22 protein-coding genes are annotated in these 23,423 nt (G+C 64.7%); 12 read left to right on the top strand and 10 right to left on the bottom strand.

All coding sequences use genetic code 11. The annotated features are described in order from the left end of the window. The first annotated feature begins 166 nt into the window (after positions 1-166). On the top strand, positions 167-592 hold the full coding sequence (locus tag JEQ47_RS10815; RefSeq protein ID WP_198876407.1) for a response regulator: 426 nt from the start codon (positions 167-169) through the stop codon (positions 590-592). On the opposite strand, the gene JEQ47_RS10810 is transcribed toward JEQ47_RS10815, so the two are convergent. The 5 genes from JEQ47_RS10810 to rpiA all read right to left on the bottom strand — a co-directional run bounded on the left by JEQ47_RS10810 (position 589) and on the right by rpiA (position 6,795). Beyond that, positions 589-2,508: a PAS domain-containing protein gene (locus JEQ47_RS10810; protein WP_198876406.1), complete on the bottom strand. Its 1,920-nt coding sequence runs from the start codon at positions 2,506-2,508 to the stop codon at positions 589-591. The two genes, JEQ47_RS10815 and JEQ47_RS10810, sit on opposite strands and share 4 nt — an antisense overlap. A 109-nt stretch (positions 2,509-2,617) precedes the next feature. Then, positions 2,618-3,994 carry a class II 3-deoxy-7-phosphoheptulonate synthase gene (locus JEQ47_RS10805; protein WP_198876405.1) on the bottom strand — a complete coding sequence of 459 codons (1,377 nt, stop codon included), beginning with the start codon at positions 3,992-3,994 and terminating at the stop codon, positions 2,618-2,620. Between the two features lie 78 nt (positions 3,995-4,072). Next, positions 4,073-5,446, bottom strand: a complete 1,374-nt coding sequence (gene gor, locus JEQ47_RS10800; protein WP_198876404.1) for a glutathione-disulfide reductase — start codon at positions 5,444-5,446, stop codon at positions 4,073-4,075. Between the two features lie 117 nt (positions 5,447-5,563). After that, positions 5,564-6,076 (bottom strand): DUF2059 domain-containing protein, encoded by a 513-nt coding sequence (locus JEQ47_RS10795; protein ID WP_198876403.1) that lies wholly within the window; start codon positions 6,074-6,076, stop codon positions 5,564-5,566. Positions 6,077-6,096: 20 nt separating this feature from the next. Then, positions 6,097-6,795 carry a ribose-5-phosphate isomerase RpiA gene (gene rpiA / locus JEQ47_RS10790; protein WP_198876402.1) on the bottom strand — a complete coding sequence of 233 codons (699 nt, stop codon included), beginning with the start codon at positions 6,793-6,795 and terminating at the stop codon, positions 6,097-6,099. Between the two features lie 244 nt (positions 6,796-7,039). Between rpiA and JEQ47_RS10785 the strand changes: the two genes are divergently transcribed. The 4 genes from JEQ47_RS10785 (at position 7,040) to JEQ47_RS10770 (ending at position 10,613) form a co-directional block, all read left to right on the top strand. Further along, a complete protein-coding gene (locus JEQ47_RS10785; protein ID WP_198876401.1) occupies positions 7,040-7,627 on the top strand; it encodes a L,D-transpeptidase in 588 nt (195 codons plus the stop codon). Positions 7,628-7,840: 213 nt separating this feature from the next. Then, positions 7,841-8,854 carry a GTP 3',8-cyclase MoaA gene (gene moaA, locus JEQ47_RS10780; protein WP_198876400.1) on the top strand — a complete coding sequence of 338 codons (1,014 nt, stop codon included), beginning with the start codon at positions 7,841-7,843 and terminating at the stop codon, positions 8,852-8,854. Further along, complete coding sequence (locus JEQ47_RS10775) at positions 8,847-9,743, top strand: aminoglycoside phosphotransferase family protein (RefSeq protein ID WP_198876399.1); 897 nt, start codon at positions 8,847-8,849, stop codon at positions 9,741-9,743. Before moaA ends, JEQ47_RS10775 begins: the two co-directional genes overlap by 8 nt. Positions 9,744-9,800: 57 nt before the next feature. Beyond that, entirely contained in the window at positions 9,801-10,613 is an 813-nt protein-coding gene (locus JEQ47_RS10770) for an alpha/beta hydrolase (protein WP_198876398.1), read from the top strand. On the opposite strand, the gene JEQ47_RS10765 is transcribed toward JEQ47_RS10770, so the two are convergent. Together JEQ47_RS10765 and JEQ47_RS10760 are read right to left on the bottom strand one after the other, a co-directional pair. After that, a complete protein-coding gene (locus JEQ47_RS10765; protein WP_198876397.1) occupies positions 10,610-11,014 on the bottom strand; it encodes a VOC family protein in 405 nt (134 codons plus the stop codon). The two genes, JEQ47_RS10770 and JEQ47_RS10765, sit on opposite strands and share 4 nt — an antisense overlap. A 28-nt stretch (positions 11,015-11,042) precedes the next feature. Continuing rightward, positions 11,043-11,522, bottom strand: a complete 480-nt coding sequence (locus JEQ47_RS10760) for an Lrp/AsnC family transcriptional regulator (protein WP_198876862.1) — start codon at positions 11,520-11,522, stop codon at positions 11,043-11,045. A 308-nt stretch (positions 11,523-11,830) separates the two neighbouring features. On the opposite strand from JEQ47_RS10760, the gene JEQ47_RS10755 reads away from it, so the two are divergent. Both JEQ47_RS10755 and JEQ47_RS10750 read left to right on the top strand, forming a co-directional pair. Then, positions 11,831-13,339: a sensor histidine kinase gene (locus JEQ47_RS10755; protein ID WP_198876396.1), complete on the top strand. Its 1,509-nt coding sequence runs from the start codon at positions 11,831-11,833 to the stop codon at positions 13,337-13,339. 58 nt (positions 13,340-13,397) lie between these two features. After that, positions 13,398-14,105: a DUF6683 family protein gene (locus tag JEQ47_RS10750; protein ID WP_198876395.1), complete on the top strand. Its 708-nt coding sequence runs from the start codon at positions 13,398-13,400 to the stop codon at positions 14,103-14,105. A 9-nt stretch (positions 14,106-14,114) separates the two neighbouring features. Here JEQ47_RS10750 and cobT read toward each other — a convergent pair whose 3' ends face one another. Further along, on the bottom strand, positions 14,115-15,137 hold the full coding sequence (cobT, locus tag JEQ47_RS10745) for a nicotinate-nucleotide--dimethylbenzimidazole phosphoribosyltransferase (RefSeq protein ID WP_198876394.1): 1,023 nt from the start codon (positions 15,135-15,137) through the stop codon (positions 14,115-14,117). A gap of 66 nt (positions 15,138-15,203) precedes the next feature. Here cobT and JEQ47_RS10740 point away from each other — a divergent pair, with 66 nt between their 5' ends. Continuing rightward, positions 15,204-16,058 (top strand): adenosylcobinamide-GDP ribazoletransferase, encoded by an 855-nt coding sequence (locus JEQ47_RS10740; RefSeq protein ID WP_198876393.1) that lies wholly within the window; start codon positions 15,204-15,206, stop codon positions 16,056-16,058. 63 nt (positions 16,059-16,121) lie between these two features. Next, positions 16,122-16,808 carry a retropepsin-like aspartic protease family protein gene (locus tag JEQ47_RS10735; protein WP_198876392.1) on the top strand — a complete coding sequence of 229 codons (687 nt, stop codon included), beginning with the start codon at positions 16,122-16,124 and terminating at the stop codon, positions 16,806-16,808. 49 nt (positions 16,809-16,857) lie between these two features. Here JEQ47_RS10735 and JEQ47_RS10730 read toward each other — a convergent pair whose 3' ends face one another. Both JEQ47_RS10730 and dusA read right to left on the bottom strand, forming a co-directional pair. Beyond that, positions 16,858-18,561 carry an alpha/beta hydrolase family protein gene (locus JEQ47_RS10730; protein ID WP_236020780.1) on the bottom strand — a complete coding sequence of 568 codons (1,704 nt, stop codon included), beginning with the start codon at positions 18,559-18,561 and terminating at the stop codon, positions 16,858-16,860. 318 nt (positions 18,562-18,879) lie between these two features. Continuing rightward, positions 18,880-19,902: a tRNA dihydrouridine(20/20a) synthase DusA gene (gene dusA / locus JEQ47_RS10725; protein WP_268905729.1), complete on the bottom strand. Its 1,023-nt coding sequence runs from the start codon at positions 19,900-19,902 to the stop codon at positions 18,880-18,882. A 158-nt stretch (positions 19,903-20,060) separates the two neighbouring features. Here dusA and JEQ47_RS10720 point away from each other — a divergent pair, with 158 nt between their 5' ends. The 3 genes from JEQ47_RS10720 (at position 20,061) to JEQ47_RS10710 (ending at position 23,289) form a co-directional block, all read left to right on the top strand. Beyond that, positions 20,061-20,510: a universal stress protein gene (locus JEQ47_RS10720; protein ID WP_198876391.1), complete on the top strand. Its 450-nt coding sequence runs from the start codon at positions 20,061-20,063 to the stop codon at positions 20,508-20,510. 74 nt (positions 20,511-20,584) lie between these two features. Next, positions 20,585-21,958: an FGGY-family carbohydrate kinase gene (locus JEQ47_RS10715; protein WP_198876390.1), complete on the top strand. Its 1,374-nt coding sequence runs from the start codon at positions 20,585-20,587 to the stop codon at positions 21,956-21,958. A 38-nt stretch (positions 21,959-21,996) separates the two neighbouring features. Next, positions 21,997-23,289, top strand: a complete 1,293-nt coding sequence (locus tag JEQ47_RS10710) for an NAD(P)/FAD-dependent oxidoreductase (RefSeq protein ID WP_407931779.1) — start codon at positions 21,997-21,999, stop codon at positions 23,287-23,289. Positions 23,290-23,423: the final 134 nt, after the last annotated feature.

Here is a 23,423-nt window from a genome sequence, read left to right as displayed (position 1 = left end):
GCTCACCCAAACGAGGGCAAGCCGCTGGCCAAGGCCGCGCGGGTTTGGTAACGGATCGATGTCACTTTGATCACAAGTTGTTTTCTCAGTTAGAATCTTCGCAACCCCTCCTGCGTTGCAAAAGTTAATGCACGATAATGCTCGTAATGAACCGCCTAGCTTGCTTATGACGTATCGAATCCTGATAGTAGAAGACGAATACATCGTCGCTGCGGAGATTGAGGATGTAGTGGCCGATATGGGCTACATCCCACTCGGCATTGCCGGTGACCAGCGGTCTGCGCTCGCGCTGGCCAGCCAGACCGATATTGCCCTGGTCGATCTCAACCTGCGCGACGGCCCCACCGGCATCGGCATCGGCAAGATCCTTGCCCAGACCCATGGCGCGACCGTCGTCTTCATTACCGCAAATCCATCGCAACTCGGCGAAGGCGTGCCCGGCACCGTCGGCGTTTTGCCCAAGCCGGCGACCGAGCGTGACATCCGCGAAGCGATCGAATTCGCAGTCGCGCGACGCGTGGCGGCCGAGGCCACCCCGCCTCGCCGCATGACGCTGTTCAACTGGGGCGACGACAGCAGTTTCGCCAGTTAGTGCGTGGCCACGCTTTGCAGCCGTGACGATCGGGCCAACGCGTCCTTGGGGACGAGAATAGTCACCTCGAGCCCGCCGGCGTTCCAGGCGCGCGACAGCGTCCCTCGCATCTGCCCTTCCACCGACATGCCGACCAGGCGGGTGCCGAAGCCGGCGAGTTCGCCCGGCTCGACCACCTCGGGCCCGCCGATTTCGCGCCAGACGATCTGGTACTGGTCGCCGCGGCTTTCGCCCGTGACTTCCACACGGCCCTCGGGCCGCGACAGCGCGCCATACTTGGCGGCATTGGTAGCGAGTTCATGGAACAATAGCGCCAGGGGCGTGGCCGCCGCATCGTCGATGGCAAAGTCCTCGCCCAGGAACCGCACCCTGTCCACTTCGCCGCTGACGTCGTTATAGGGGCGCATCAGCCGGGCCAGGAAGGCCGAGATCAGCCCCTGACCCGATTGCGGGGCCGAAAAGTGGCTGTGGGGACGAACGAAATCGTGCGCCTCGCCGAGGGCGTAGATGCGCTTGCGCAACTGGTCGGCGAAGTCTTTGGCTTCCGGACGGTTCCGGGCGGAGAGGCCGATAATGCCGGTGAGCACGGCGAAGATGTTCTTGATCCGGTGGCTCAGTTCCTGGGCCACAAGCTCGCGCTCTTCGGCGGCGAGACGGGTCTCGTGGATGTCGGTGCAGGTACCGATCCAGCGCACGATCTGGCCCTCGGCGTCACGGATCGGCAGGGCGCGACCCAGCGTCCAGCGGTATTGGCCGGAATGGTGCCGCAGGCGATATTCGATCTGGTAGGGTTCGCCCGTCTCCAGCGACAGGCGCCAGGCCGCCCATGCCCGCTCCTGGTCATCGGGATGGAACATGTTGTTCCAACCCGCGCCATCGGTAGAACCGGCCGGCACGCCGGTGAACTCGTACCAGCGGGCATTGTAATAGTCGTGGTAGCCGTCGGGCAGCGTCGACCACACCATTTGCGGCATGGTGTCGGCCAGCGTGCGGAACTGCAGTTCGCTTTTCGCCAGGGCCTCGGCGATTACGCGCTGCTCGGTGATATCGACCACGACGCCGGGGAAGCGGACCGCCCTGCCCTCGCCATCCATGCGCGGCCGGCCTGAAGCCATGACCCAGCGGACGGCGCCATCGCGCGCCACGAGCCGGTATTCGCTGTTGAGCGCCGATCCGTCGGCGAGGGCCGTTTCGATCTGCTGTTGCACCCGCGCCAGATCATCGGGGTGGATTGCGGAGAGGAATTGCTCGATTGGGACGCCAAGGCCGGCCTGCAGGGGATCGAGGTTGTACATGGCGGCGAAGCGATCGTCGGAGGTGACGATATTTTCGGTGACGTTCCAGTCCCAGGTTCCAACGAGAGTGGTGCCATTGAGCGCGAGCGACAGGCGCTCTTCGCTGCGCGCGAGGGCCTGCTCGGTCAGGACGCGGTCAGTGATTTCGTGAACGATGCAGAGCGTGCCCATGGACCGGCCATCGTCGCCCACAATGGGGCTGTAGTGGAGGTCCATCCAGCCCGACTCCATCTGGCCGTGCCGATTGAGAACCAGTTCCTGATTGCGGAAATCCCATGACTCGCCATTGAGGCCGCGCGCGATGTTCTGGCGATTGAAGTCGGCGATCTCCGGCCAGGCCTCCAGAGCCGGCATGCCGAAAATGTGGGGATGCCGATTGCCGGCAAAACGCGCATAGGCGTCGTTGTAGAGAAGGTTTCCTTCTTCCCCCACCAGCATGACCATGGGCGTCGAGGCCACGATCATGGTCCGGACGGCGCCCTTGAGGCTTTCCGACCAGCCGGGGATGGGACCGAGCGAACTGGATGACCAGTCGTGAGAGTTGAACAGCTTGACCGTCGGGTCCTGTTCGAGCCGCGCCCTGGTTTCGGGATCGGCGTTGGGAAACAACGTCTTGGGCATGGGCTACTCGTCGGACGCGAACAGGAAGGGCGGCTCTGCCGACAAGAGAGACCACACGCCAAGCCTCATAACGTAGAGACCTGGCGTCTGGTTCACTTTGAGCGGCGGATTATTCGCCCGCGGCGCGCTGTTGCCGCTGCGGCTTCTGGGCATGCACTTCCTCGGCGACGAGGAAGGCCAGCTCCAGCGCCTGGCTGGCATTGAGGCGCGGGTCGCAATAGGTGTTGTAGCGGTCCGACAGGGTGGCCTCGGTGACGGCCGACACGCCGCCGACGCATTCGGTAACGTCGTCGCCGGTCATCTCGATATGCACGCCGCCGGCATAGGTGCCCATGTCGCGGTGCACGTCGAAGAAGTTCTTCACCTCGCCCAGCACGCGGTCAAACGGGCGGGTCTTGAAGCCGGTGGAGGCCTTGACGGTGTTGCCATGCATCGGATCGCAGCACCAGACAACGGTGCGGCCGGCCTTTTGCACGGTCTCGATCAGGCGCGGCAGGTGCTCATGTACCTTGTCGACGCCGAAGCGCGAAATCAGCGTGATGCGGCCAGCCTCGTCGGTTGGGTTCAGCCGGTCGAGCAGGCGCAGCAGGTCGTCATTGGCGAGGCTTGGGCCGCACTTGATGCCGATGGGATTGTGGATGCCGGCAAAATACTCGACATGCGCCTCGTCGGGATTGCGGGTGCGGTCGCCGATCCAGAGCATGTGGCCCGAGGTAGCGTACCAGTTATTGGAGATGGAATCCCGGCGCGTCAGCGACTCTTCGTAGCCGAGCAGCAGCGCTTCGTGACTGGTGTAGAAGCTGGTCTGCTTGAGCGCCGGGGTGTTTTCCGGATTGAGACCGAGCGCGCCCATGAAGGTGATGGCGTCGTCGATGCGGCGCGCCACTTCCTCGAAACGGGTGTCCCAGCTCGAGCCCTTCATGAAGCCCATGGTCCATTCATGGATGCGGGTGAGCTCGGCATAGCCGCCCATGGAGAAGGCGCGCAGCAGGTTGAGCGTCGCGGCCGACTGGCGATAGGCCTGCAGCAGGCGATCGGGATTGGGAACGCGGGCGGCTTCTGTGAAGGCGATGTCGTTGATGATGTCGCCACGATAGGACGGCAGTTCGACACCGTCGATGACCTCGGTATCGGCCGAGCGCGGCTTGGCGAACTGACCGGCGACGCGGCCGACCTTGACCACGGGCTTGCTGGCGCCGTGGGTCAGCACCACGGCCATCTGCAGGAAGACGCGGAAGAAGTCGCGGATATGGTCCGCGCCATGTTCGGCAAAGCTTTCGGCGCAATCGCCGCCCTGCAGCAGGAAGGCCTCGCCGCGCGCAACGGCAGCCAGGCGGGTCTTTAGCTCGCGCGCCTCGCCGGCAAAGACCAGCGGCGGGAAGCTGGCGAGCTGGCGCTCGGCATCGGCCAGTGCCGCCGGATCGGGATAGGCCGGCACCTGCCGGATCGGCTTGTCACGCCAGGAGCTGGGGGTCCAGGTGGTCATATCGGCAGTTCCTTGCGCAGGCGAAGTTCAGCGAGGGCGGAATACCAAGGCCCGCAGGCCCGGACAAGGGCGAAAGGGCTAAACCCGTTCGCCTCCGCGATAGACATAAGTCGGGGCCTTGAAGGTCACGAGTTCTTCGGCGGCAGAGGGGTGGAGCGCCATGGTGCGGTCGAAATCGGCCTTGGTGGCGCCCATGCTGACGGCAATGGCGACGAGCTGGATCATCTCGGCGGCGCCGGGTCCGAGGATATGGACGCCCAGCACCCTGCCCTCGTCCTTTTCGGTGATGAGCTTCAAAACCATGCGCTCGGTGCGGGACGAGAGCGTGCTCTGCATCGGCCGGAACTTGGCGAGATAGACGTCGATGTCGCCATGGGTGGCCGCCTCCCCTTCGGTGAGGCCGATGACGCCGATCTCGGGCTCGGAGAAGACCGCCGTCGGGATCAGCGAGTGATCGACCTTCATCGGCTTGTTGTTGAACAGGGTCTCGGCAAAATACCAGCCTTCGCGGATGGCCACCGGCGTGAGCTGGGCGCGGCCAGTGACGTCACCCACCGCATAGATGGAGGGCGTCGAGGTCTGCGAATATTCGTCGACCAGGATATTGCCGCTGTCGGTAAGTTTGACCCCGGCCGATTCGAGCCCAAGACCTTCGATATTGGCACGCCGGCCGGTTGCGAACATGACCGCGCCGAAGGGTGCCGAGACGCCGTCGCTGAAGGTCGCGGTGATGTCGTCCCCGGTCTTGGCCAGCGACTTGATGGTGGTCTGGTAGATGATGCGAATGCCGCGATCGATCAGGCCGGCCTCGAGGCCCTGGCGCATGTCCATGTCGAATTCGCGCAGGATGCAGTGACCGCGATAGATGATCGTGGTGTTGACGCCGAGGCCCGCGAAGATGGTGGCGAATTCCACGGCAATATAGCCGCCGCCCTCGATCAGGATGGAATGCGGCAGAGCCGGCAGGTCAAAGGCCTCGTTAGAGGTGATGGCCAGTTCCTTGCCCGGAATATCGGGAATGAAGGGATGGGCGCCTGTCGCCACGAGGATACATTTGGCGGACAGGTCGCGCCCGTCCTTGAGCAGTTTCACGCCATTGGGGCCGGTGACCACCGCGCGGTCGCGGATGATCTCGACGCCGGGCTTTTCGAGATTGCTGGTATAGGCATGCTCGAGCCGGGTGATTTCCTTTTCCTTGGCGGCGACCAGGGTCGGCCAGTCGAAGCTGGCATCGACCTGCCAGCCGAAGCTCTCGGCAATGTCGAACTGGTCCTTGAAGCGGGCGGCATAAACATAGAGCTTCTTGGGCACGCAGCCGCGGATGACACAGGTGCCGCCGACGCGGAATTCCTCGACAACGGCGACCTTGGCGCCATAGGTCGCAGCCATGCGCGCGGCGCGCACGCCCCCCGAACCGGCACCAATGACGATCAGGTCATAGTCGAAGTCCATCTGAGCCCCCAGGCATTGCATCGTATTCATCGTCTAATGCCGATGAATATGGTGTCGGCTTAGCACCAAAAAAAGACCCCGCACAAGGCGGGGTCAATGGTCGTCAGTCCAAACGGATCAGAGTTCGATACCCTGCTCGCGCAGTTCGGCGCGCACCTTGGCGAAGAACTCGGTGCGCAGGTTGTTGGTGTAGACCTGCAGCACGCGCCGGATATCGGCATTGAGATCGGAATTGGCCTGGGCCAGCTTCTGGCCGGTGGGCGATTCATAGAAGGCGACGATCTCGGTCAGCTCTTCGAGCGTGAAATAGATGGCGTAGACGCGCGCGAACTGGTCGAGCAGCTCGCCCTTGCGGCCGTTATATTCCTTGATGACCTCGCCGATGGCGGTGTTGGTCTGGTCCTGGATTTCCGGATTTTGGGTGACGATCTGGCGCATGGTGTCGATGCCCAGCTCGACCACGGTGGTCTCGAAGATGGCGCCACGGTCCGTCAGGTCGATATACTTGCGGGCCATGGCCAGCTGCTCGGGCGCGACTTCCTGCGCAGCCGCAGGAGCAACGGCCACCATGGCCGCAAGCGCTGCAAAACCAAGGCTGCGCGCGAAGTTACGAATATTCCAGTTAGCCATCGTGTCCCGTTCCAACCTGATCAGTTGCCCTTGAGAAGAGTTTCTACGCCATTTGGCGTCGCCACATAAGCCTTGCGGCACATTTTGAGGAACAGTCCATGCTGGACGACGCCAGGAATGTCCAAAAGCTCAGCCGACAGCGCTTCTGGCCGCGAAATGCGGCCAAAAAAAGCATCGAGGATGAGATGCCCGCCATCGGTCTGGAAGGCCTCGCCGGCCGCCGCCTCGCGCAGCTTCAGCGCGCCTTCGGCGGAATGGGCTGCCATGATATCGGCAATGGCGCGCCGGGTGGCCCCGAGACCGAAGCGATTGACCTCGATGGGCAGCGGGAAACGGCCCAGCGTGTCGACGACCTTGGAGCCATCGGCAATGACGATCATGGCGCCGGAGGCCGCAGCGACGATCTTTTCGCGCAGCAGTGCACCGCCGCCACCCTTGATGAGATTGAGATCGGCATCGAGCTCGTCGGCACCATCGACGGTGATGTCCAGCCGCTCGAGCGTGTCGAGATCGGAAAGCGGTATGCCGCATTCGCGCGCCTGGCGGGCCGTGACTTCCGAAGTGGGCACGCCGACAATGTCGAGGCCGGCAGCGACACGCTCGCCCAACAGCTCCACGAAATGCCGGGCGGTCGAACCCGTGCCCAGCCCGACCTTCATGCCCGAGGTGATCTCGGCAACGGCCCGGGCGGCGGCCTCGCGCTTGAGCGCCTCACTCATGGCTCTGCTCCTCTTGACGTTGCCGGGGTGTGGCAGGCGCAAAACGCCGCGTCAAGCCGATGACGCCGCCCTGTTCACGGTTTGGTGACTCGCAAGTGTAACCGGCTGGCAACACAATAAGGCGATGATACGGCAGTTGGGGCGGAAAGAAGGCGCGGCACTTCCTGACTTTTCGCATTCCAAGTAAAGAGCGCAACGTCGCGGGCACGAATCAATTGCCGGCGCATTCAGAGGCCAAGTGAAGATGAGCATCATCAAGACTGCATTTGCGATCGCCCTGTCGATCCTGCTCGCGGCAAGTGTAGTCGCGCCGGCGAGCGCCGCAATCTGGTATAATCCCGATACCAATCAGTTCGAAGAACGCGCCTCCGCCGTGAACCGCGGTGGCAGCCCGATCAAGAAGCAGGTCGTCGACTATGAAACCGACCAGCGTCCCGGCACCATCATCATCGAGACCGGCGAGCGTCGCCTGTACCTGGTGCTCGAAGACGGCAAGGCCCTGAAGTATGGCATCGGCGTCGGCCGTGACGGCTTCACCTGGTCCGGCACCCATCGCATCACCCGCAAGGCCGAGTGGCCCGGCTGGACCCCACCCCCGGCCATGCGCAAGCGCGTGCCCGACCTGCCGGCCTACATGCCCGGCGGCCCGGACAATCCGCTCGGCGCCCGTGCCCTTTACATCGGCTCGACCCTTTACCGCGTGCACGGCACGTCCGAGCCTTGGTCCATCGGCCAGGCCGTCTCCTCGGGCTGTATCCGCCTGACCAATGACGACATCACCGACCTCTACGAACGCGTCCAGGTCGGCGCCCGGATCATCGTCAACCACTAAGACCTTCGCCTGTCAGGTGATGCTGGCCTGCAAACGGCCAGCTTCCGGTCCTCACGTACGGATGTACGCTCCGGTCCGGTTCTCGAAGCCAGCCATTTTCGGCTCAGCCTGACCTGACAGACTTGGTCCTAGCGTGAACATGGGTCGCCGATTTGGCGGCCCTTTTCATTTCCGGCGCTTTTCGCTGGGCTGTTTGACGACTAGATTACGCCCATGACTGGTTCGACCTCTCCCCAGCGCCACCTGATCGACGGCTTCGGCCGGCGCGTGTCCTACCTGCGCATTTCGGTGACCGACCGCTGCGACTTCCGCTGCGTCTATTGCATGGCCGAGGACATGACCTTCCTTCCCAAGAAGGATGTCCTGAGCTTTGAGGAAGTGGAGGCCATTGCCGGCGCCTTCATCGCCCGTGGCACGACCAAGATCCGGCTGACCGGCGGCGAGCCGCTGGTGCGGCGGGACATAATGAGGCTGGTGGAAAGCCTGGGGCGCCGCATCGGCAACGGGCTGGATGAACTGACCATCACCACCAATGGCAGCCAGTTGGGCAAATATGCCGAGGGCCTCCATGCTGCCGGCGTGCGGCGGATCAATGTGTCGCTCGATACGCTCGATGCCGGCCGCTTTGCCGAGATCACCCGGCGCGGCAGGCTGGACCAGGTGCTGTCAGGCATCGCGGCGGCGCAGGCGGCGGGCCTTGCCATCAAGATCAACATGGTGGCGATGCGCGGCGTCAATGACGACGAGATCGAGCCGATGATGGACTGGGCCCACGCCCAGGGCATGGGCCTGACCCTGATCGAGGGCATGCCACTGGGCGAGGTCGGCATGGACCGGGTCGACAGTTACCTGCCGCTGCGCGAACTGCACGAAAAGCTGTCGCGACGCTACAGCTTCACACCGCTCGACAAGCGGACCGGCGGCCCTGCCCGCTATGTACATGTGGCCGAAACCGGTGGCACGCTGGGCTTCATCACCCCGATGAGCCACAATTTCTGCGAAAGCTGCAATCGCGTGCGGCTGACCGCGACCGGCCAGTTGTTCCTGTGCCTGGGGCAGGACGACCAGGTCAACCTGCGCGACGCGTGGCGCGACGGCGGCGCCGAAGGGCTCGACGCGGCGCTCGACCACGCCATGCGCATCAAGCCCAAGGGGCACGACTTCATTCTCGACCGGACACACACCACTCCGGCGGTGGCGCGGCATATGAGCGTCACGGGTGGCTAAGCCGCCGGTCGACCCGACGGCCCTGTGGGCGCTGTTGCGCGCCACCTTCCCAGACATGTCACCGCTCGAAGCGCTGAACGAGGGTGAAGACTCCCGTGCCTTCGCTTTCCAGGCGGGGAATACCGGCTACGTGGTCCGGATCAATGCCTCGGCCGCGGGGTTCGAGAAGGACCGTCTGGCTTTCGCGCAGTTTTTCAGTTCGGCCGTGCCGGTGCCCGAGGTGGTCCAGATAGCCCGTCTCGGCACCGAGGCGTGGCTTTGCGTTTCCGCGCGCCTCCCCGGAATGACATTGCAAGCACTGCCGCGTGGCGGCGCTTTTGCCTATGGCGAGGCGTTGGGCGGGGTCATGGACGCAATGGCGGCGACTCCCGTGAACGGCACGGGCGCAGGACCGTTGGGCGCCGACGGGAACGGATGCTTTTCGACCTGGCCGGATTTCATCGCCGATGTCAGCCGGTGGACCTGGGAGGGACTGGCCGAAGCAGACCAGGCATTTGCCGCGCAGGTCGTATCTGACGCCGAGCGCATGGCGCACGCGCTGCCCGACCGGAGGCAGCTCGTGCACGGCGATTTCGGCTCCAACAACGTGCTGGTCGGTGACGGGCGCGTCACCGGGGTGATCGACTGGTCCGAGGCGATGTTGGGCGACCCGCTCTATGACCTCGCCAACCTGTTGTTCTGGCGCCCTTGGCTCGACTGCATGGAGCAGCAATGCCGTTATTTCGAGATCCACCAACCGGAGCGGCTGAGGGAGCGTGATACGCTGCTGACCTATCAGTTGCGGATCGGGCTCCAGACCCTCCACGACGCGATGCGTGACGGGGACGGGGATATGATGCGCTGGACTGTGCAACGGTGCGCCGACATCAGGCTTGCCGCAAAAGCGTGAAGGAACGCGCCGATTCCGCAGCCGTTGCCACCCGGACATCAATAGAAAGTCCGGACAATGCGACAGATCGTTTTCGTGCATGGCATGTTTCAGAACCCCAAGAGCTGGGGAAAGTGGCTCTCTTATTTCGAGGAGCGTGGCTATGAGTGCCTCGCGCCGGCCTGGCCGCTCCACGAGGGCGAACCGGCGGCGCTGCGGGCCAATCCGCCTGATGGGCTGGGTGAACTGGATCTCAAGGGCGTTCTCGCCAGCGTCGAGCAGGTGCTGCTCGGCCTCGACGCTCCTGTCGTCATCGGCCATTCGGTGGGCGGGCTGGTCGCCCAGATCATGCTCAATCGCGGCCTTGCCGGCAGTGCCGTTGCGATCAGCCCGGTGGCACCCAATGCCATGGTCGATCTCGACTGGGGCTTCATCAAGAACAGCGCCACGATCGCCAACCCGCTCAAGGGCAATGAACCGGTGGAGATTGACGCCAAGACCTTCCACGCGGCCTTTGCCAATACACTGAGCGAGGCCGAAGCGGCTGCCGCCTTCGAGCAGTTCGCCACCCATGACAGCCGCAATGTGCTGCGCAGTTGCCTCGGGCCGGATGGCCATGTCGACTTAGACCGCGAGCATGGGCCGCTGTTGCTGATCGGCGCAGAGGAAGACCAGATCATCCCGGCGCATCTGGTCGAGAAGAATGCCGAGGCTTATGAAGACAGCGTCGGCATGGTGAGCCATCGCGCGTTCCCGGGTCGCAGCCACTATATCTGCGGGGAGCCGGGCTGGGAGGAAGTGGCCGCCCACATTGCCCAGTGGCTCGAGGAAAACAGCGCGCGGCCGGGCGACAGCCTGGGCGGTCCGTCGATCGGCACGACGCAGCGCTAGCGGCCCGGCGCCCGTTCGATCAGCTCCACGAGAATGCCGTCGGGATCGCGCACAAAGGCAACCCGGCGGATCATTTCGCGGTGGATGGCATTGCGCGGGCGCTCGACGATCTCGACACCGGCGGCCTCCAGCGTCTCGATCATGCCGTCGACATCGTCGAAGGCGAAGGTCAGGTGCCGCATGCCGGCCTCGCCACGCGGCACATCGCGGGAGCGTTCGGTCGCCGGGGGCACCGGGGCGGACACTTCCAGCATGCCGCCACCGGCATCGAAAAAACCCATTTCACCGCCGGCAGAGGACTTGCGCAGCGCGAGGCGCAGGCCGAGCAGGCCGCAATAAAAGCCGATGGCGCGATCCATGTCGCGCACCGTCATCCCCACATGTTCGAACCCGAGCAGCATCCGAGAACCCTCCCCGGCTTTCGCGGGCCTATTTGTCGTCGTCGACGACGATCGCAAAATCGAGCGGCAGCGCCGTTGTGTACTTGATCTGGCCCATGGCAAAGGCCGAGCTGACATCGGTCAGGTTGATCTTGCCGATCAGCCGTTTGTAGAAAGCGTCATAGGCTCCGATATCGGGCACGACGACGCGCATCAGGTAATCGACATCACCGCTCATGCGGTAGAATTCCACCACTTCGGGAAACTCGTCCACCACGCCGGCGAATTTGCGCATCCAGGCATCGTTGTGCTCGTTGGTCTTGACCGAGACGAAGACGGTGACGCCGACATTGACCTTGGCCGGATCGAGCACGGCAACGCGGCGCTGGATCACCCCATCCTCTTCCATCTTCTGGATGCGCCGCCAGCAGGGCGTGGTGCTGAGGCCCACCTTGCGGCCGATTTCGGCCACCGGCATGGTCGCATCCTTTTGCAGGAGCGTCAGAATCTTGCGGTCGATCTTGTCCAGCGCCATTGCGGTCTCATGAAGTCGGATGAAATCAGATTTTAACTTGGGCGCATTTCGGCGCGCCCGACGACAGCAGCAGTGCCATATCGTCCAAAGTTACGCAATAAAATTGCTCACGAGAATTTGCGTCCCGCCGCAAGTCAATCTTAACCATGCCGGGCCCGCGCCGCCAGCCCCTACGTCCTCGTCGGGCCTCTTCCGCCCGGTCGGATTTCACCGGCTGTTAACCACGCCCGCCTTAGGGTCGATCCCTGTTGTGGCGAGCGCGTTTTATGCTTGCGTCCTTGTGTAATGAGTAAGTGTCGTCCATGCCGGTTCCCGATGCCGATACCCGTCCGCGCGACGGCAAGCGCGCAGCGCAGAAGACCGTGCTCGAGGCCCGCCAGCGGCTGACGTCCAGCTCGGGCACGCGCGCCGATTTCGACTTCGAACTCATGCATGACTATGCTGATAGCCGCATCGGCGCGGCCCTGCCCATGGCGGCCATCGTCTGCATTCTCGCATCAGTCGCCGCGCTCTGGGTGCCGATCATGGTCACCGCACTCTGGGCCGGCCTCGTCATCGCCAGCCTGTTGATCGTGGTGTTGACCGCGCGACGCTTCAAGGCTGCAGACCCGGCAAAGTTCAACGCCGCCCGCTGGACCACGCGCTTTGTCGCCGCTGAAAGCGTTGGCGGCCTGGCGCTGTCGCTGCTGGCCCTCTTCACCTTGGTCACCGACCCGGAAGCCCTGGCGCCCGTCATGTTCGCCATGGTGCTGGTGACCATCGCCGCCAACGCAGTGGCGACCCATACCCTGCCCCCGGCAACGCTGATGAGCACGCTGCCGGTGACGATCACCGTGTCGATCGCGCTGGTGGCGCTGGGCGGCACGCTGAACTTCACCCTGGCCGCCGTGGCCGTCTGCGGCGAAATCTTCTTCCTGTTCCTGGCCCGTCAGCTTCATTCCTCCGAGCTCGAAACCATCTCGCACCAGGCCGAGAAGGACACGCTGATCTATGAGCTCGAGGAAGCGCGCAACATGTCCGACGAGGCCCGCCGCCATGCCGAGCAGGCCAATATCGCCAAATCGCAGTTCCTCGCCACGATGAGCCACGAGCTGCGTACGCCGCTCAACGCCATTATCGGCTTTTCCGAAGTGCTGAAATCGGAACTGCTCGGTCCGCACCAGGTGCCGCAATACAAGGAATATGCCGGGGACATCCATTCGAGCGGCCAGCACCTCTTGAACCTCATCAACGAGCTGCTTGATCTCAGCCGCATCGAGGCCGGCAAGTACGAACTCAACGAGGAAGTGGTGTCGCTGGTCGACATCGCCGCCGACTGTCGCCGCATGATGGAGTTGCGCGCCAAGTCCAAGGGCATCGACCTGGTGTTCAGCGTCGGCGACAACCTTCCGCGCCTCTGGGGCGACGAGCGTGCCATCCGCCAGGTGGTGCTGAACCTTCTCTCCAACGCCATCAAGTTCACGCCGCAGCAGGGCAAGGTCGTGCTGGTGGTGCAGCGCAGCGCCGATGGCGGACAGCTCATTTCGGTCAAGGACAACGGTCCGGGCATTCCCGAAAACGAAATCGAGACGGTGCTCTCGTCCTTCGGCCAGGGCTCGCTGGCGCAGAAGACGGCCGAACAAGGCGCAGGCCTCGGCCTGCCGATCGTGCAGAAGATCATGGACCTGCATCAGGGCCGCTTCGATCTCTTCTCCAAGTTGCGCTTCGGCACCGAAGTCATCGCCACTTTCCCGCGCGCCCGCGTCATGGATGCGCTGGCGCCGGTGGTGGAAAAGCGCAACCGTCTCGAAATCTATTCGGAAGCCGGCTGATCGCATCACGCCGAAATTTGGCCTCTTTATAGACGAGGATCGGCGCACTGGAGTCGCCATGACCAATAAAGCCGTCCTCGTCGTCCTTGCCCTTTTGACTGCACCGCCGGCCATCAGCGCCCAGGAGGCCGCTCCGGCCCCGGCACCGAGCCAGACGGCCCCCGTCCCCACGCCGGCCCAGGAAAACTTCGACACCAGCTATCGGCCGTCGCCGTCGATCTCGGCGCGGGTGCAGCGCGAATTCCTCGATCGCATTCGTTGGTCAGCCGGTGCGGCGGCACGCGACAGCCTCGCCGATGCCTTTGCCGAGCGGCCACCGGTGGAGATTTGGCTCGAGCTCGTGGCCAAGGATGGCCTCGAAGCCAACAACGTGGTCGACGCCCTCACCGCCTACTGGATCCTCAACTGGGTGGCGGCCAATGGCGCCTATACGGCGCAGATCGATTCCGCGCCGGTGCAGCGCCAGTTGCGCATCGCCTTTGCCAGCGAGCCCAGCTTTCACAAGCTCAGCGACCAGCAGCGGCAGGAAATGGCCGAGGGCTATATCCTCGATTTTCTGGTCGAGCACGCCGCGCTCAATACGGCCGTGGCGCAGCGCGATGTCGATGCGCTCAACAAGCTCTCGGCCTCGGCCATCCTGCGCTTCCGGCAGAACATGAAGGTCGATCTCCTGGCCGTGGTGCCCGGGCCGAATGGCTTTGGTGGCCGCAGCGCGCCCCCGCCCCAGGCTCCGACCCCGACCCCTGCGCCGGCGGCCGGCGACTGATATCGGCGCTCAGTCCGCCTTGCCGCTGACGCCGGCGCTGTCGAAGGTCGCCATGTTGTCGTGGAGGTGAAGGGCCGTCTTGGCCATGACGGCGGCCAGCGCCGCGCCGCTGCCTTCGCCCAGCCGCAGACCGAGATCGAGCAGGCCCACCTGCCCCATCTTTGCCAGCGCCTTGCCATGGGCGGTCTCTGCGGAGACGTGGCCGAAAAGGCAATGATTGATGGAGGCCGGATTGATGGCGTGGGCAATGGCGGCTGCGGTCGTCGCCACATAGCCATCGATGATGACGGGGACCTTCTGGTGGCGCGCGGCCACCAGGGCGCCGAGCATGGCACAGATCTCGCGGCCGCCGAGGCGGGCGAGGATGGACAGCGGATGATCGAGCGCGCCGGCATGGAGTGCCAGCGCACGATCCACCGCATCGGCCTTGCGCGCAAGGCCCGCATCATCGACCCCGGTGCCACGGCCGACCCAGTCGGCGCCGGTGCCGCCATAGAGCGCGGCATTGATGGCGGCGGCGACCGTGGTGTTGCCGATGCCCATTTCCCCCAGGCAGATGAGGTCGGGCTTCCCGGCCACGGCTTCCATGCCATAGGCGATGGTCGCGGCGCACATCTGGTCGTCCAAAGCCGCTTCCCGGGTGATGTCGCCGGTGGGCAATTCCAGCGCCAGTTCGAACACGCGCAGGTTGATTTCATGCAGCGCGCAGATCTGCGAGATGGCAGCCCCGCCATTGGTAAAGTTGGCGACCATCTGCGCTGTCACCTCCTGCGGGAAGCTCGAGACGCCCTGCGCGGTGACGCCATGGTTGCCGGCAAAGATGGTGACCATGGGGTTGGCAAGGCGCGGCTTGGCGCGGTGCTGCCAGCGGGCCAGAAACTCCACCAGTTCCTCGAGCTTGCCCAGCGAGCCGGGCGGCTTGGTCAATTGCGCATCGCGCTGGCGTACGGCCGCGACGGCGGCGTCATCCCCCTCGGGCACGGCGACCAGAAGTTCGACAATATCGGCATAGGCAGGGTTCAAGGCAGGCATGGCAAATCCGACATGCTATGGTAGGGAGGGGCGCGACCTTGTTGCCCATTACGGAGCGAAAAGCAATTGACGGACGGGGCACGCGAGAGCCGGCCAGACGACACGATCGAAGCCGAGAGCCGCGACAGCTATCGCCCCGATCCGCGGCGTTCCGGGCTAGGTCTCAAGGACGACCTCGTCATGGCGCTGCGCTTTTTCTCGCGGTTGCCTGCCGGCGACGCGCCGCATGAACGCCCGGACCTCGGACGCATCGCCATGGCCCTGCCGCTGGCGGCGGTGATCATGGGCGTACTGCCCCTGCTGCTGCTGCTCGGCGGTGTCTGGCTCGGGCTGCCGGCCTATTTCGCGGCGGCGCTCAGCGTCGCCGCCATGGTGCTGGTGGGCGGCGGCATGATGGAGGACAGCCTTGCCGATGCGGGCGATGGCCTCTTCGGCGGCACGACGCCCGAGCGGCGGCTCGAAATCCTCAGGGATAGCCGCCACGGCACCTATGGGGTCGCGGCGCTGTGTCTGCTTCTGGTCCTGCGCGTGACGGCGCTCGGGAGCGTGGCGCTGGCCAATCCGCTGGCGGCAGCCGGGCTTTGGCTGGCGGCGAATATTGCCGGACGTTCGGGGGCGCTCTGGGTTGCGGTGGCCCTGCCCCCTGCCCGCGCCGACGGCGCCTCCGCCAGCGCCGGCACGCTGCCGGTATCGCAATTTGCGGTCGGCGCCGTTTTTGCCACCCTGCTGGTCTTTGTCATCGGCGCGCCCGCATCGAGCCTTTTCGGCGTCATTTTCGCGCTGGTCGCCGTGGCCCTCGTCGCCCTGGGCTGGACGGCGCTGTGCCGCCGGCTGGTCGGCGGACAGACCGGCGATCTGATTGGCGCGGCGGCGGGTCTGGGCGAGATTGCCGCCCTCACCGTCCTCCTGATCTTTGCGTAACGGCCTTGAAATAGCCGCCGCGACTTCCTTAATCCCAAGCATGGGCAAGCGGACGACAACACCATGATTTTCATCGGCATTGCGCTTCTCATCGCTGCGGGCCTGGTGCTGCTGATCAGCGCCGATGCCGGGAGCCTCCTCGGCTTGACCCAGATGCAGACGGCGCAACTGGTGCCGATGCTGATCCTGCTCATCATCTTTGCCGGCGGTCTTTTCACCCGGCGGCACAAAGCGTCCGAGCTGATCGGCGGCCTGTTTCTCTGGGGCGGGCTGTTCGCCGCGGCCATGGTGACCTATGCCTATCGGGACGAGTTGCTCGGCGTCGTCAGCCGGGTGGCCGGCGAATTCCAGCCGGGGGTAGCAGTGGTCGACGGCGAGGCCGGCACGGCAACGTTCCGGCGCGGGGCCAACGGGCATTTCGAGGTCAACGCCACCATCAACGGCCATACGACGCCGATGATCTTCGACACCGGGGCCAGCGCCGTGGTGCTGACCGTAGCCGACGCGCGCGAGGCGGGCATCGATGTCGCAGGCCTGCGCTACACGGTGCCGGTCGCCACCGCCAATGGCCAGGGTCTTGCCGCCCGTACCCGGCTCGATTCCATCGAAGTGGGCGGCATCGTCCGCCGCAACCTCACCGCCTTCGTCACGGAAGCCGAAGCGCTGGACCAGAGCCTCTTGGGCATGACTTTTCTCGAAACGCTGACGCGCTACAGCGTCACCGCCAATTCGCTGGAACTGGTGGATTAAGCAGAAGGGCCGGTCTTTCGACCGGCCCTGATGTTTCGAGCACCGGAAATCAGCTGACCGGGAACTGCGTTGCCTGCCCTGCCACGATGTACCAGGTGACGAACAGCGCATTGATGAATGCGCCGGGCAGGTAGCTGCCTGTCCGCCGGTAGGTGAAGGTGGAGAGGAACGCGATAATGGCCATGAGCGGCAGGAACTGGATCGCCACCACCGTCATCAGCGGATCGCTGAACATGAAGAGGTGTCCCGCGATGAGCAGGTTGCCGTACTCGATGACGAGGAACACCAGGAAACCCAGCGCCAGCGCAGCGATATTGCTGAGATACTGCGTGAAGCGGCTGTCCCCCGCCACCGACAATCCGGTGTGAAGGCCACGCAGGGCCAGCACGAAGAACAGGGTGAAGGGCACCAGATAGACAAGGGCGATCTTGGCCTGCACCAGGCTCAGCGGTTTCAGCGCCACGACCCAGAAGCGGAAATCCACGGTGAAGAGGAACGCCGCCGCAAGGACGAAGAGATAGCCGATGCCCACGGTGGCCAGCGCAATCAGCAGCGAACCGAGCACGTCGCCCCGCGCCTCTACCCTCTGACCCCGCAGCACGAAGCCCAGGGCGAAGACGATGAGGCCGTTCAGCACCGCCCAGAAGGCGATCTGGCTGGTAATGGTCTGGGGCAGCAGCGCCGAGCCGGGCAGCAGCTGGGCACCCCAGCCAAGGAACAGGAAGTACGTAAGGACCGGTACGAAGGCGCTGATGGCAAAGGTCAGCCACCATTTGCCGTTGCGCGCGGCGTAGGCGGCCCCCGATGGCGCCTTGCGCAGCCGCGCAAAAGCCTGGGTCCCAAGAAGCAGCTCAAACGTGCCGGCCAGCAGAACCACGAAACCGACCAGGGCGATCAGCGTGCCGATTTCCTTCCACAGCCATATCTGGTCGCTGGAAGGGATGGGCTCGGCGCCGTCCAGCGTCTGGGCGAACCAGTCGATGGAATAGCCGATGGCTTCGGGCGAGATATGGTCGCCCGGATGAGTCGTATTGGGCATCTGCAGCACACGGGCCGTGCCAGCGGCGATGTCGCCATAGACCTGGCCGGGCACCACTGCCTCCGTCGCGCCGAACACGGACTGCAGTTTGGGGCTCGAGGGCGTGTCCTGGGCCCGATCTACACCCCACATCAACTGCGAGAATTCGTCGTACTTGGAAAACACCACCGCGAGGTTGCGCGGCCATTCGGTCGAGCCTTCCTGCGCAAAGGGTGCGCCGGTGCTCGAGCCTTCCAGCACCACGGCCTTGTAGGCGTCGGGCATGGTGGCGGCAGCGGCCAGAACGGTCCAGCCGCCCATGGAATGGCCTTCGAGACCGATATTGTCGACATCGACGAGATCGAGGCTGCGCAGATAGGCCAGCGCGGCCGGGCCGCCAAAACCATTGGCAAAGGCCGGCGCATCCGAATAGCCGTGGCCCGACTGGTCGAGCGCCAGCACCACATAGCCGCGGCGGGCATATTCGATGGCGAAGCCAGCCTGGGTTTCTCGGCTGTTGATATAGCCATGCACGGCGAGAATCGCCGGCGCCTTGTTTTCGGCCGTCACCTCCGGCGGCACATAGAGCAGACCGCTCAGCACCTGCCCATTGGTGCCGTTGAAGCGGATGTCGCGGATCGAAACGCCGCCCGATGTCTGGATGAAATGCGCCAGCAAGGCGCCGACAAGGATAATCACCCATCCCAGATGGAACAGGCGCGCGTTCTTGATCATGTCAAATGCTCCCCAAAGACCGTTCGTTTGCTCTGTCTGACGGTCAATCGCCATCGCACTATACCGATGAACGAAACAAAAGCGAAGCCAAACGAAACAAGTTTTTGGGGAAGCGAAACTCGTGGGTGAGAGGCTGGTTCCGGGCAACCGCCTGTCGCGCTCGTTCGTGGTTCCGCCATCGGCCTTGACCCCAGGACCACTCCCTGCGGTCGCGACAGTTGCGAATGGCTCTCGGATCAAGTCCGGGAGCGGCACAGCGGTGTGGATGGCAAGTGCTCAGCCAAGGGCCAAGGTCGGGCGATTGCCCGCCCGGCAAGCTCAGTCGGCCTCGGCCATGGCCCGCTGTTCCACCGCCGCCAGGGCCCGCATGAACACTTCCGGACCGGCGCCGGGGCGGCAGGCGTCGACGCTCATGATCTGGCGGAACTGCCGGGCGCCGGGACGGCCATTGCAGAGGCCCAGCATGTGGCGGGCGATATTGTTGAGCTTTGTTCCCCGTCCGCGTTCGGCCTCGGCATAGCCGGCCATGGCCTGCATGACCTCGGACAGGTCCGGAACCGCGTGAACGTCGCCGAAGATGCGCGCATCGACTTCGGCCAGCAGCATGGGATTGTGATAGGCGGCGCGGCCGAGCATGACCCCCTTCATGTGCTCGAGATGGCCTTCGGCCTGCTCAAGCGTCTCGATGCCGCCATTGATCATGGTCGGCAGCGGCGCGAGGTGCCTGGCGAGGCGATGCACGCGCGGATAGTCGAGCGGCGGTATGGTGCGGTTTTCCTTGGGGGACAGCCCCTGCAGCCACGCCTTGCGGGCGTGCACATAGAGCGCATCGACCCCGGCCCCGACCATGGCGTCGGCGAAGCGGTCGAGGCTTTGCTCGGTGTCCTGATCGTCGATGCCGATGCGGCATTTGACGGTCACAGGACGATCGGTGGCATCGCGCATGGCGCGCACGCAATCGGCGACCAGATCGGGCTCGGCCATCAGGCAGGCGCCGAAGCGGCCGGACTGGACCCGATCCGACGGGCAGCCGACATTGAGGTTGAACTCGGCATAGCCATAGGGCTCGGCGATACGGATGGCCTCGGCCAATTCGCTCGGGTCAGACCCGCCGAGCTGCAGCGCCACGAGGCCCTCATGCGCGCCAAAGGCGAGATGGCGTTCGGCGCCGCCATGGATGATGGCGCCCGTGGTGATCATCTCGGTGAACAACAGCGCATTGCGCGTCAGCAGCCGGTGCAGCGTGCGACAATGCCGATCCGTCCAGTCGATCATCGGCGCCACCGAAAAGCGGCGCGCGCGCTCCAGTGGTGTCGCGTCGTGGATCTCGGCCTGCGTCAAACTCGTCTGCTCCAGCGTGTGATGCGCTTGCAATAAACCGGAACGAGGGCGCGAGGAAGGCCATGTGGGCCACCACACGGAAGTCTGATCTGGATCAAAGCGCGCGGCAGCGCGTTGTCCCAGAGTGGCAAACAATTCAAGCGTCAAAGGAGTTCGCCATGTTTTCCAACATCATCTGCGCCATCGATGGGTCTGAGCTCAGCATCAAGGCGCTTCGCTATGCCGTCGAACTGGCGGTCAAGACCGGCAGCCGCATCACCGCCGTCACCGTCACGGAAACCTCCGTCGTGCTCGCGCCGGGGTCGGAAATGATGATGGTCGACACGACTTCGCTCATCACCGACCTCGATGCCGCCAAGGCCGAGAGCGCCAAGGGCATCCTGGCGGAAGCCACCGCCGTGGCCGAGGCCTCCGGCATCGCCATTCGCGGCATGCATGTGACCAACAGCCCCGCCGCCGAAGGCATACTCAAGGCCGCCACCGAGATTGGCGCCAATCTCGTGGTCATGGGCTCGCACGGCCGCAGGGGACTCGGGCGCCTGCTGCTGGGTAGCCAGGCCTCGGAAGTGCTGGCGCATGCGCAGGTCCCGGTGCTGGTGGTGAAATAGACTAACATGTCAGTTCTGGCGCAGGGCGGGAAAATGGGCTACACGCCCGTGACTTCCCTGCACCAGAGCCCAGCATGACCCCGACGCCGCCCCGCAGAATAGCCGTCATCGACATCGGCAAGACCAATGCCAAGGTGGTGCTGATCGACAGCACGACGCGGGGGCAGGTGGCGGTGCGGACCACGCCAAACAAGGTGCGCCACGACGGCCCCTACCCGCATGCCGATGTCGACATGCTCTGGGATTTCATCACCGCTGCACTGCGCGACATCCATGCCGAGCATGGCATCGAGGGCATTTCCATCACCACGCATGGCGCGACCGGCGCGTTGCTGTCGGACCAGGGCCTGGTCCTGCCCGTTCTCGACTATGAAAGCGATGCGCCGGATGCGGCCGACGAGGCCTATGCCCGTGTTCGCCCGCCATTTGCCGAAACCCTGTCGCCGCGGCTGCCCAACGGACTCAACTGGGGTGCGCAGGTGTTCTGGCAATCGCGCGCTTTTCCTGAGGATTTCGCGCAGGTCAGCGCCATCGTCGCCTATGCGCAATACTGGGCCTGGCGGCTCACCGGCGTCCTGGCCAGCGAAGTCACCTCGCTCGGCTGCCACACCGATCTCTGGGCCCCGGACAAAGGCGACTTTTCGAGTCTCGTCGATGGCCAGAACTGGCGCAAGCTGTTCCCGCCGGTAAAGCCCGCCGCCTCGGTGATCGGCACGCTGCTGCCTGCGGTTGCGGAGGCTACCGGCTTGCCGGTGACGACGCCGGTCACCACCGGCATCCACGATTCCAACGCCTCGCTCTTGCCGCATCTGGGCGCGCTGGAAGCGCCGTTCACCATCATCTCGACCGGCACCTGGTCGATCCTGATGACGGTGGGCGGGCATACGGGCGCGCTCGACGCGGAACGCGACAGCCTCGCCAATGTCGATGCCCATGGCCGGCCGGTGCCGACGGCGCGCTTCATGGGCGGGCGCGAATTCGACACGCTGGTGCCCGAGATCGCCGAGCCGACCCCCGCCGACATTGCCCATGTGATCGCCAATGACGTGCAGGCGCTGCCCAGCTTCGCGCCCGGCGTCGGCCCGTTCGGCGGACAGAAGGGCCGTTGGACCGTAGATGAATTCACGCTGACGCCCGGCCAGCGCACCGCCGCCGCTTCGCTTTACCTGGCGCTGATGGCGCGGGCCTGCCTCGATCTTTGCGGGCTGGGCAAGTCCATTACGCTCGAGGGTCCGCTCGCCCGCAACCGGCTGTTCGGCGAGGCGCTGGCGGCGCTGAGCGGCGTGCCGGTCTTTGCGTCTGGCGATGCCACCGGCACCAGCCTCGGCGCGAGCCTGCTTTTCGGCGGCAGTCTTGCGCAAGCGGCTGGCAGCCATGCACTATCGCCCCTGACCGCCAGCGGTTTCGACACCTATGTCGAGCGGTGGCGGCAGCGCACGGCAGGCTGACCCAGGTCCGGCACGGCGGTCGCCCACAGGAGATCGCCATGGCATTGCACAAGCATCGCGTCGTCATCATCGGAGGGGGTTTTGGCGGTCTCGCGACTGCCAAGGCGCTGGCCCGCGCCGATGTCGAAATCACGCTGATCGACCGGCGCAACCATCACCTGTTCCAGCCCCTGCTCTACCAGGTGGCAACTGCCGCCCTGTCGCCGTCCGAAGTCGCCTGGCCGATCCGCCACCTCTTGCGCCGACAGGCCAATGTGCGCGTGCTGATGGGCACGGTGGTGGGCGTGGACAAGGCGGCCAGGGCGGTGCTGCTGGAAGACGGCGCGCGCCAGCCCTACGATACGCTGGTCCTCGCCACGGGCGCGCAGCACGCCTATTTCGGCCATGACGAATGGGAAGAACATGCCCCCGGCCTCAAGACCGTGGAGGACGCGACGGCCATCCGCCGCAAGCTGCTGCTGGCGCTCGAGGCTGCCGAACGCGAGACCGATGCCGAGCGGCGGCGGGCGCTGCTGACCTTTGCCATTATCGGCGGCGGCCCGACCGGCGTTGAAATGGCCGGCGCCATTGTCGAACTCGGCCGCGCCAGCATTCGCGGCCAGTTCAACACGCTCTCGCCCGATGACCTGCGCGTCGTGCTGATCGAAGGCGGCAAGCGGGTGCTGCCCAATTTCTATTCCGAACTCTCGGCTTATACGCTGGATGCGCTCAAGCGTATGGGGGTCGGTGTGGAGCTGGGCAAGCCGGTCAGCGCCGTGGACGCGGAAGGCGTCACCTATGGCGATCGACATGTCGCGACGCGCACCGTCATCTGGGCGGCGGGTGTCGCAGCTTCCCCGGTGGCGAAGTGGCTGGGAATCGAAGGCGACCGCGCCGGACGCATCAAGGTGGAGCCGGACCTATCGGCGCCCGGATTGCCCGATGTCTTCGTGATCGGCGACGCCGCCAGCGCTGTCAGGGACAATGGCAAGCCGGTGCCCGGCGTCGCGCCCGCTGCCAAGCAGATGGGCCGGCATGTCGCCCGCCTCATCCAGCGCCGGATCGGTGGCGATACCACACCCCTCCCCTTCGCCTACAAGCATGACGGGGATCTCGCGACCATCGGCAAGAGCTCGGCAGTGATCGACTTTGGATGGATCAAGCTCAAGGGCTGGTTCGCCTGGTGGGTGTGGGGCCTCGCCCATATCTATTTCCTGGTGGAAACCCGGACGCGCATCTTCATCACCATGAGCTGGCTCTGGATCTACCTCACCGGCCAGCGCAGCTCCCGCCTCATCACCCATGGCGACGCGACGAAAACGCGGCCGCTGGAAGAGGTGAACGATAACTAGCCATCGTGGCTGGAACCCCTCCCCTTCATCATTGCCCGGCTTGACCGGGCAATCCATCTCGCAATGGCATGGACCACCCGATCAAGTCGGGTGGTGACGATGGGGGGACCATCAGCTTTCCAACGCCTGCCGGC

The sequence above is a fragment of the Devosia sediminis genome (genome assembly GCF_016411825.1).
Taxonomy (GTDB): domain Bacteria; phylum Pseudomonadota; class Alphaproteobacteria; order Rhizobiales; family Devosiaceae; genus Devosia; species Devosia sediminis.
The sequence above is the reverse complement of the archived record's forward strand: the minus strand, read 5'-3'. Positions and strand labels throughout refer to the sequence as shown.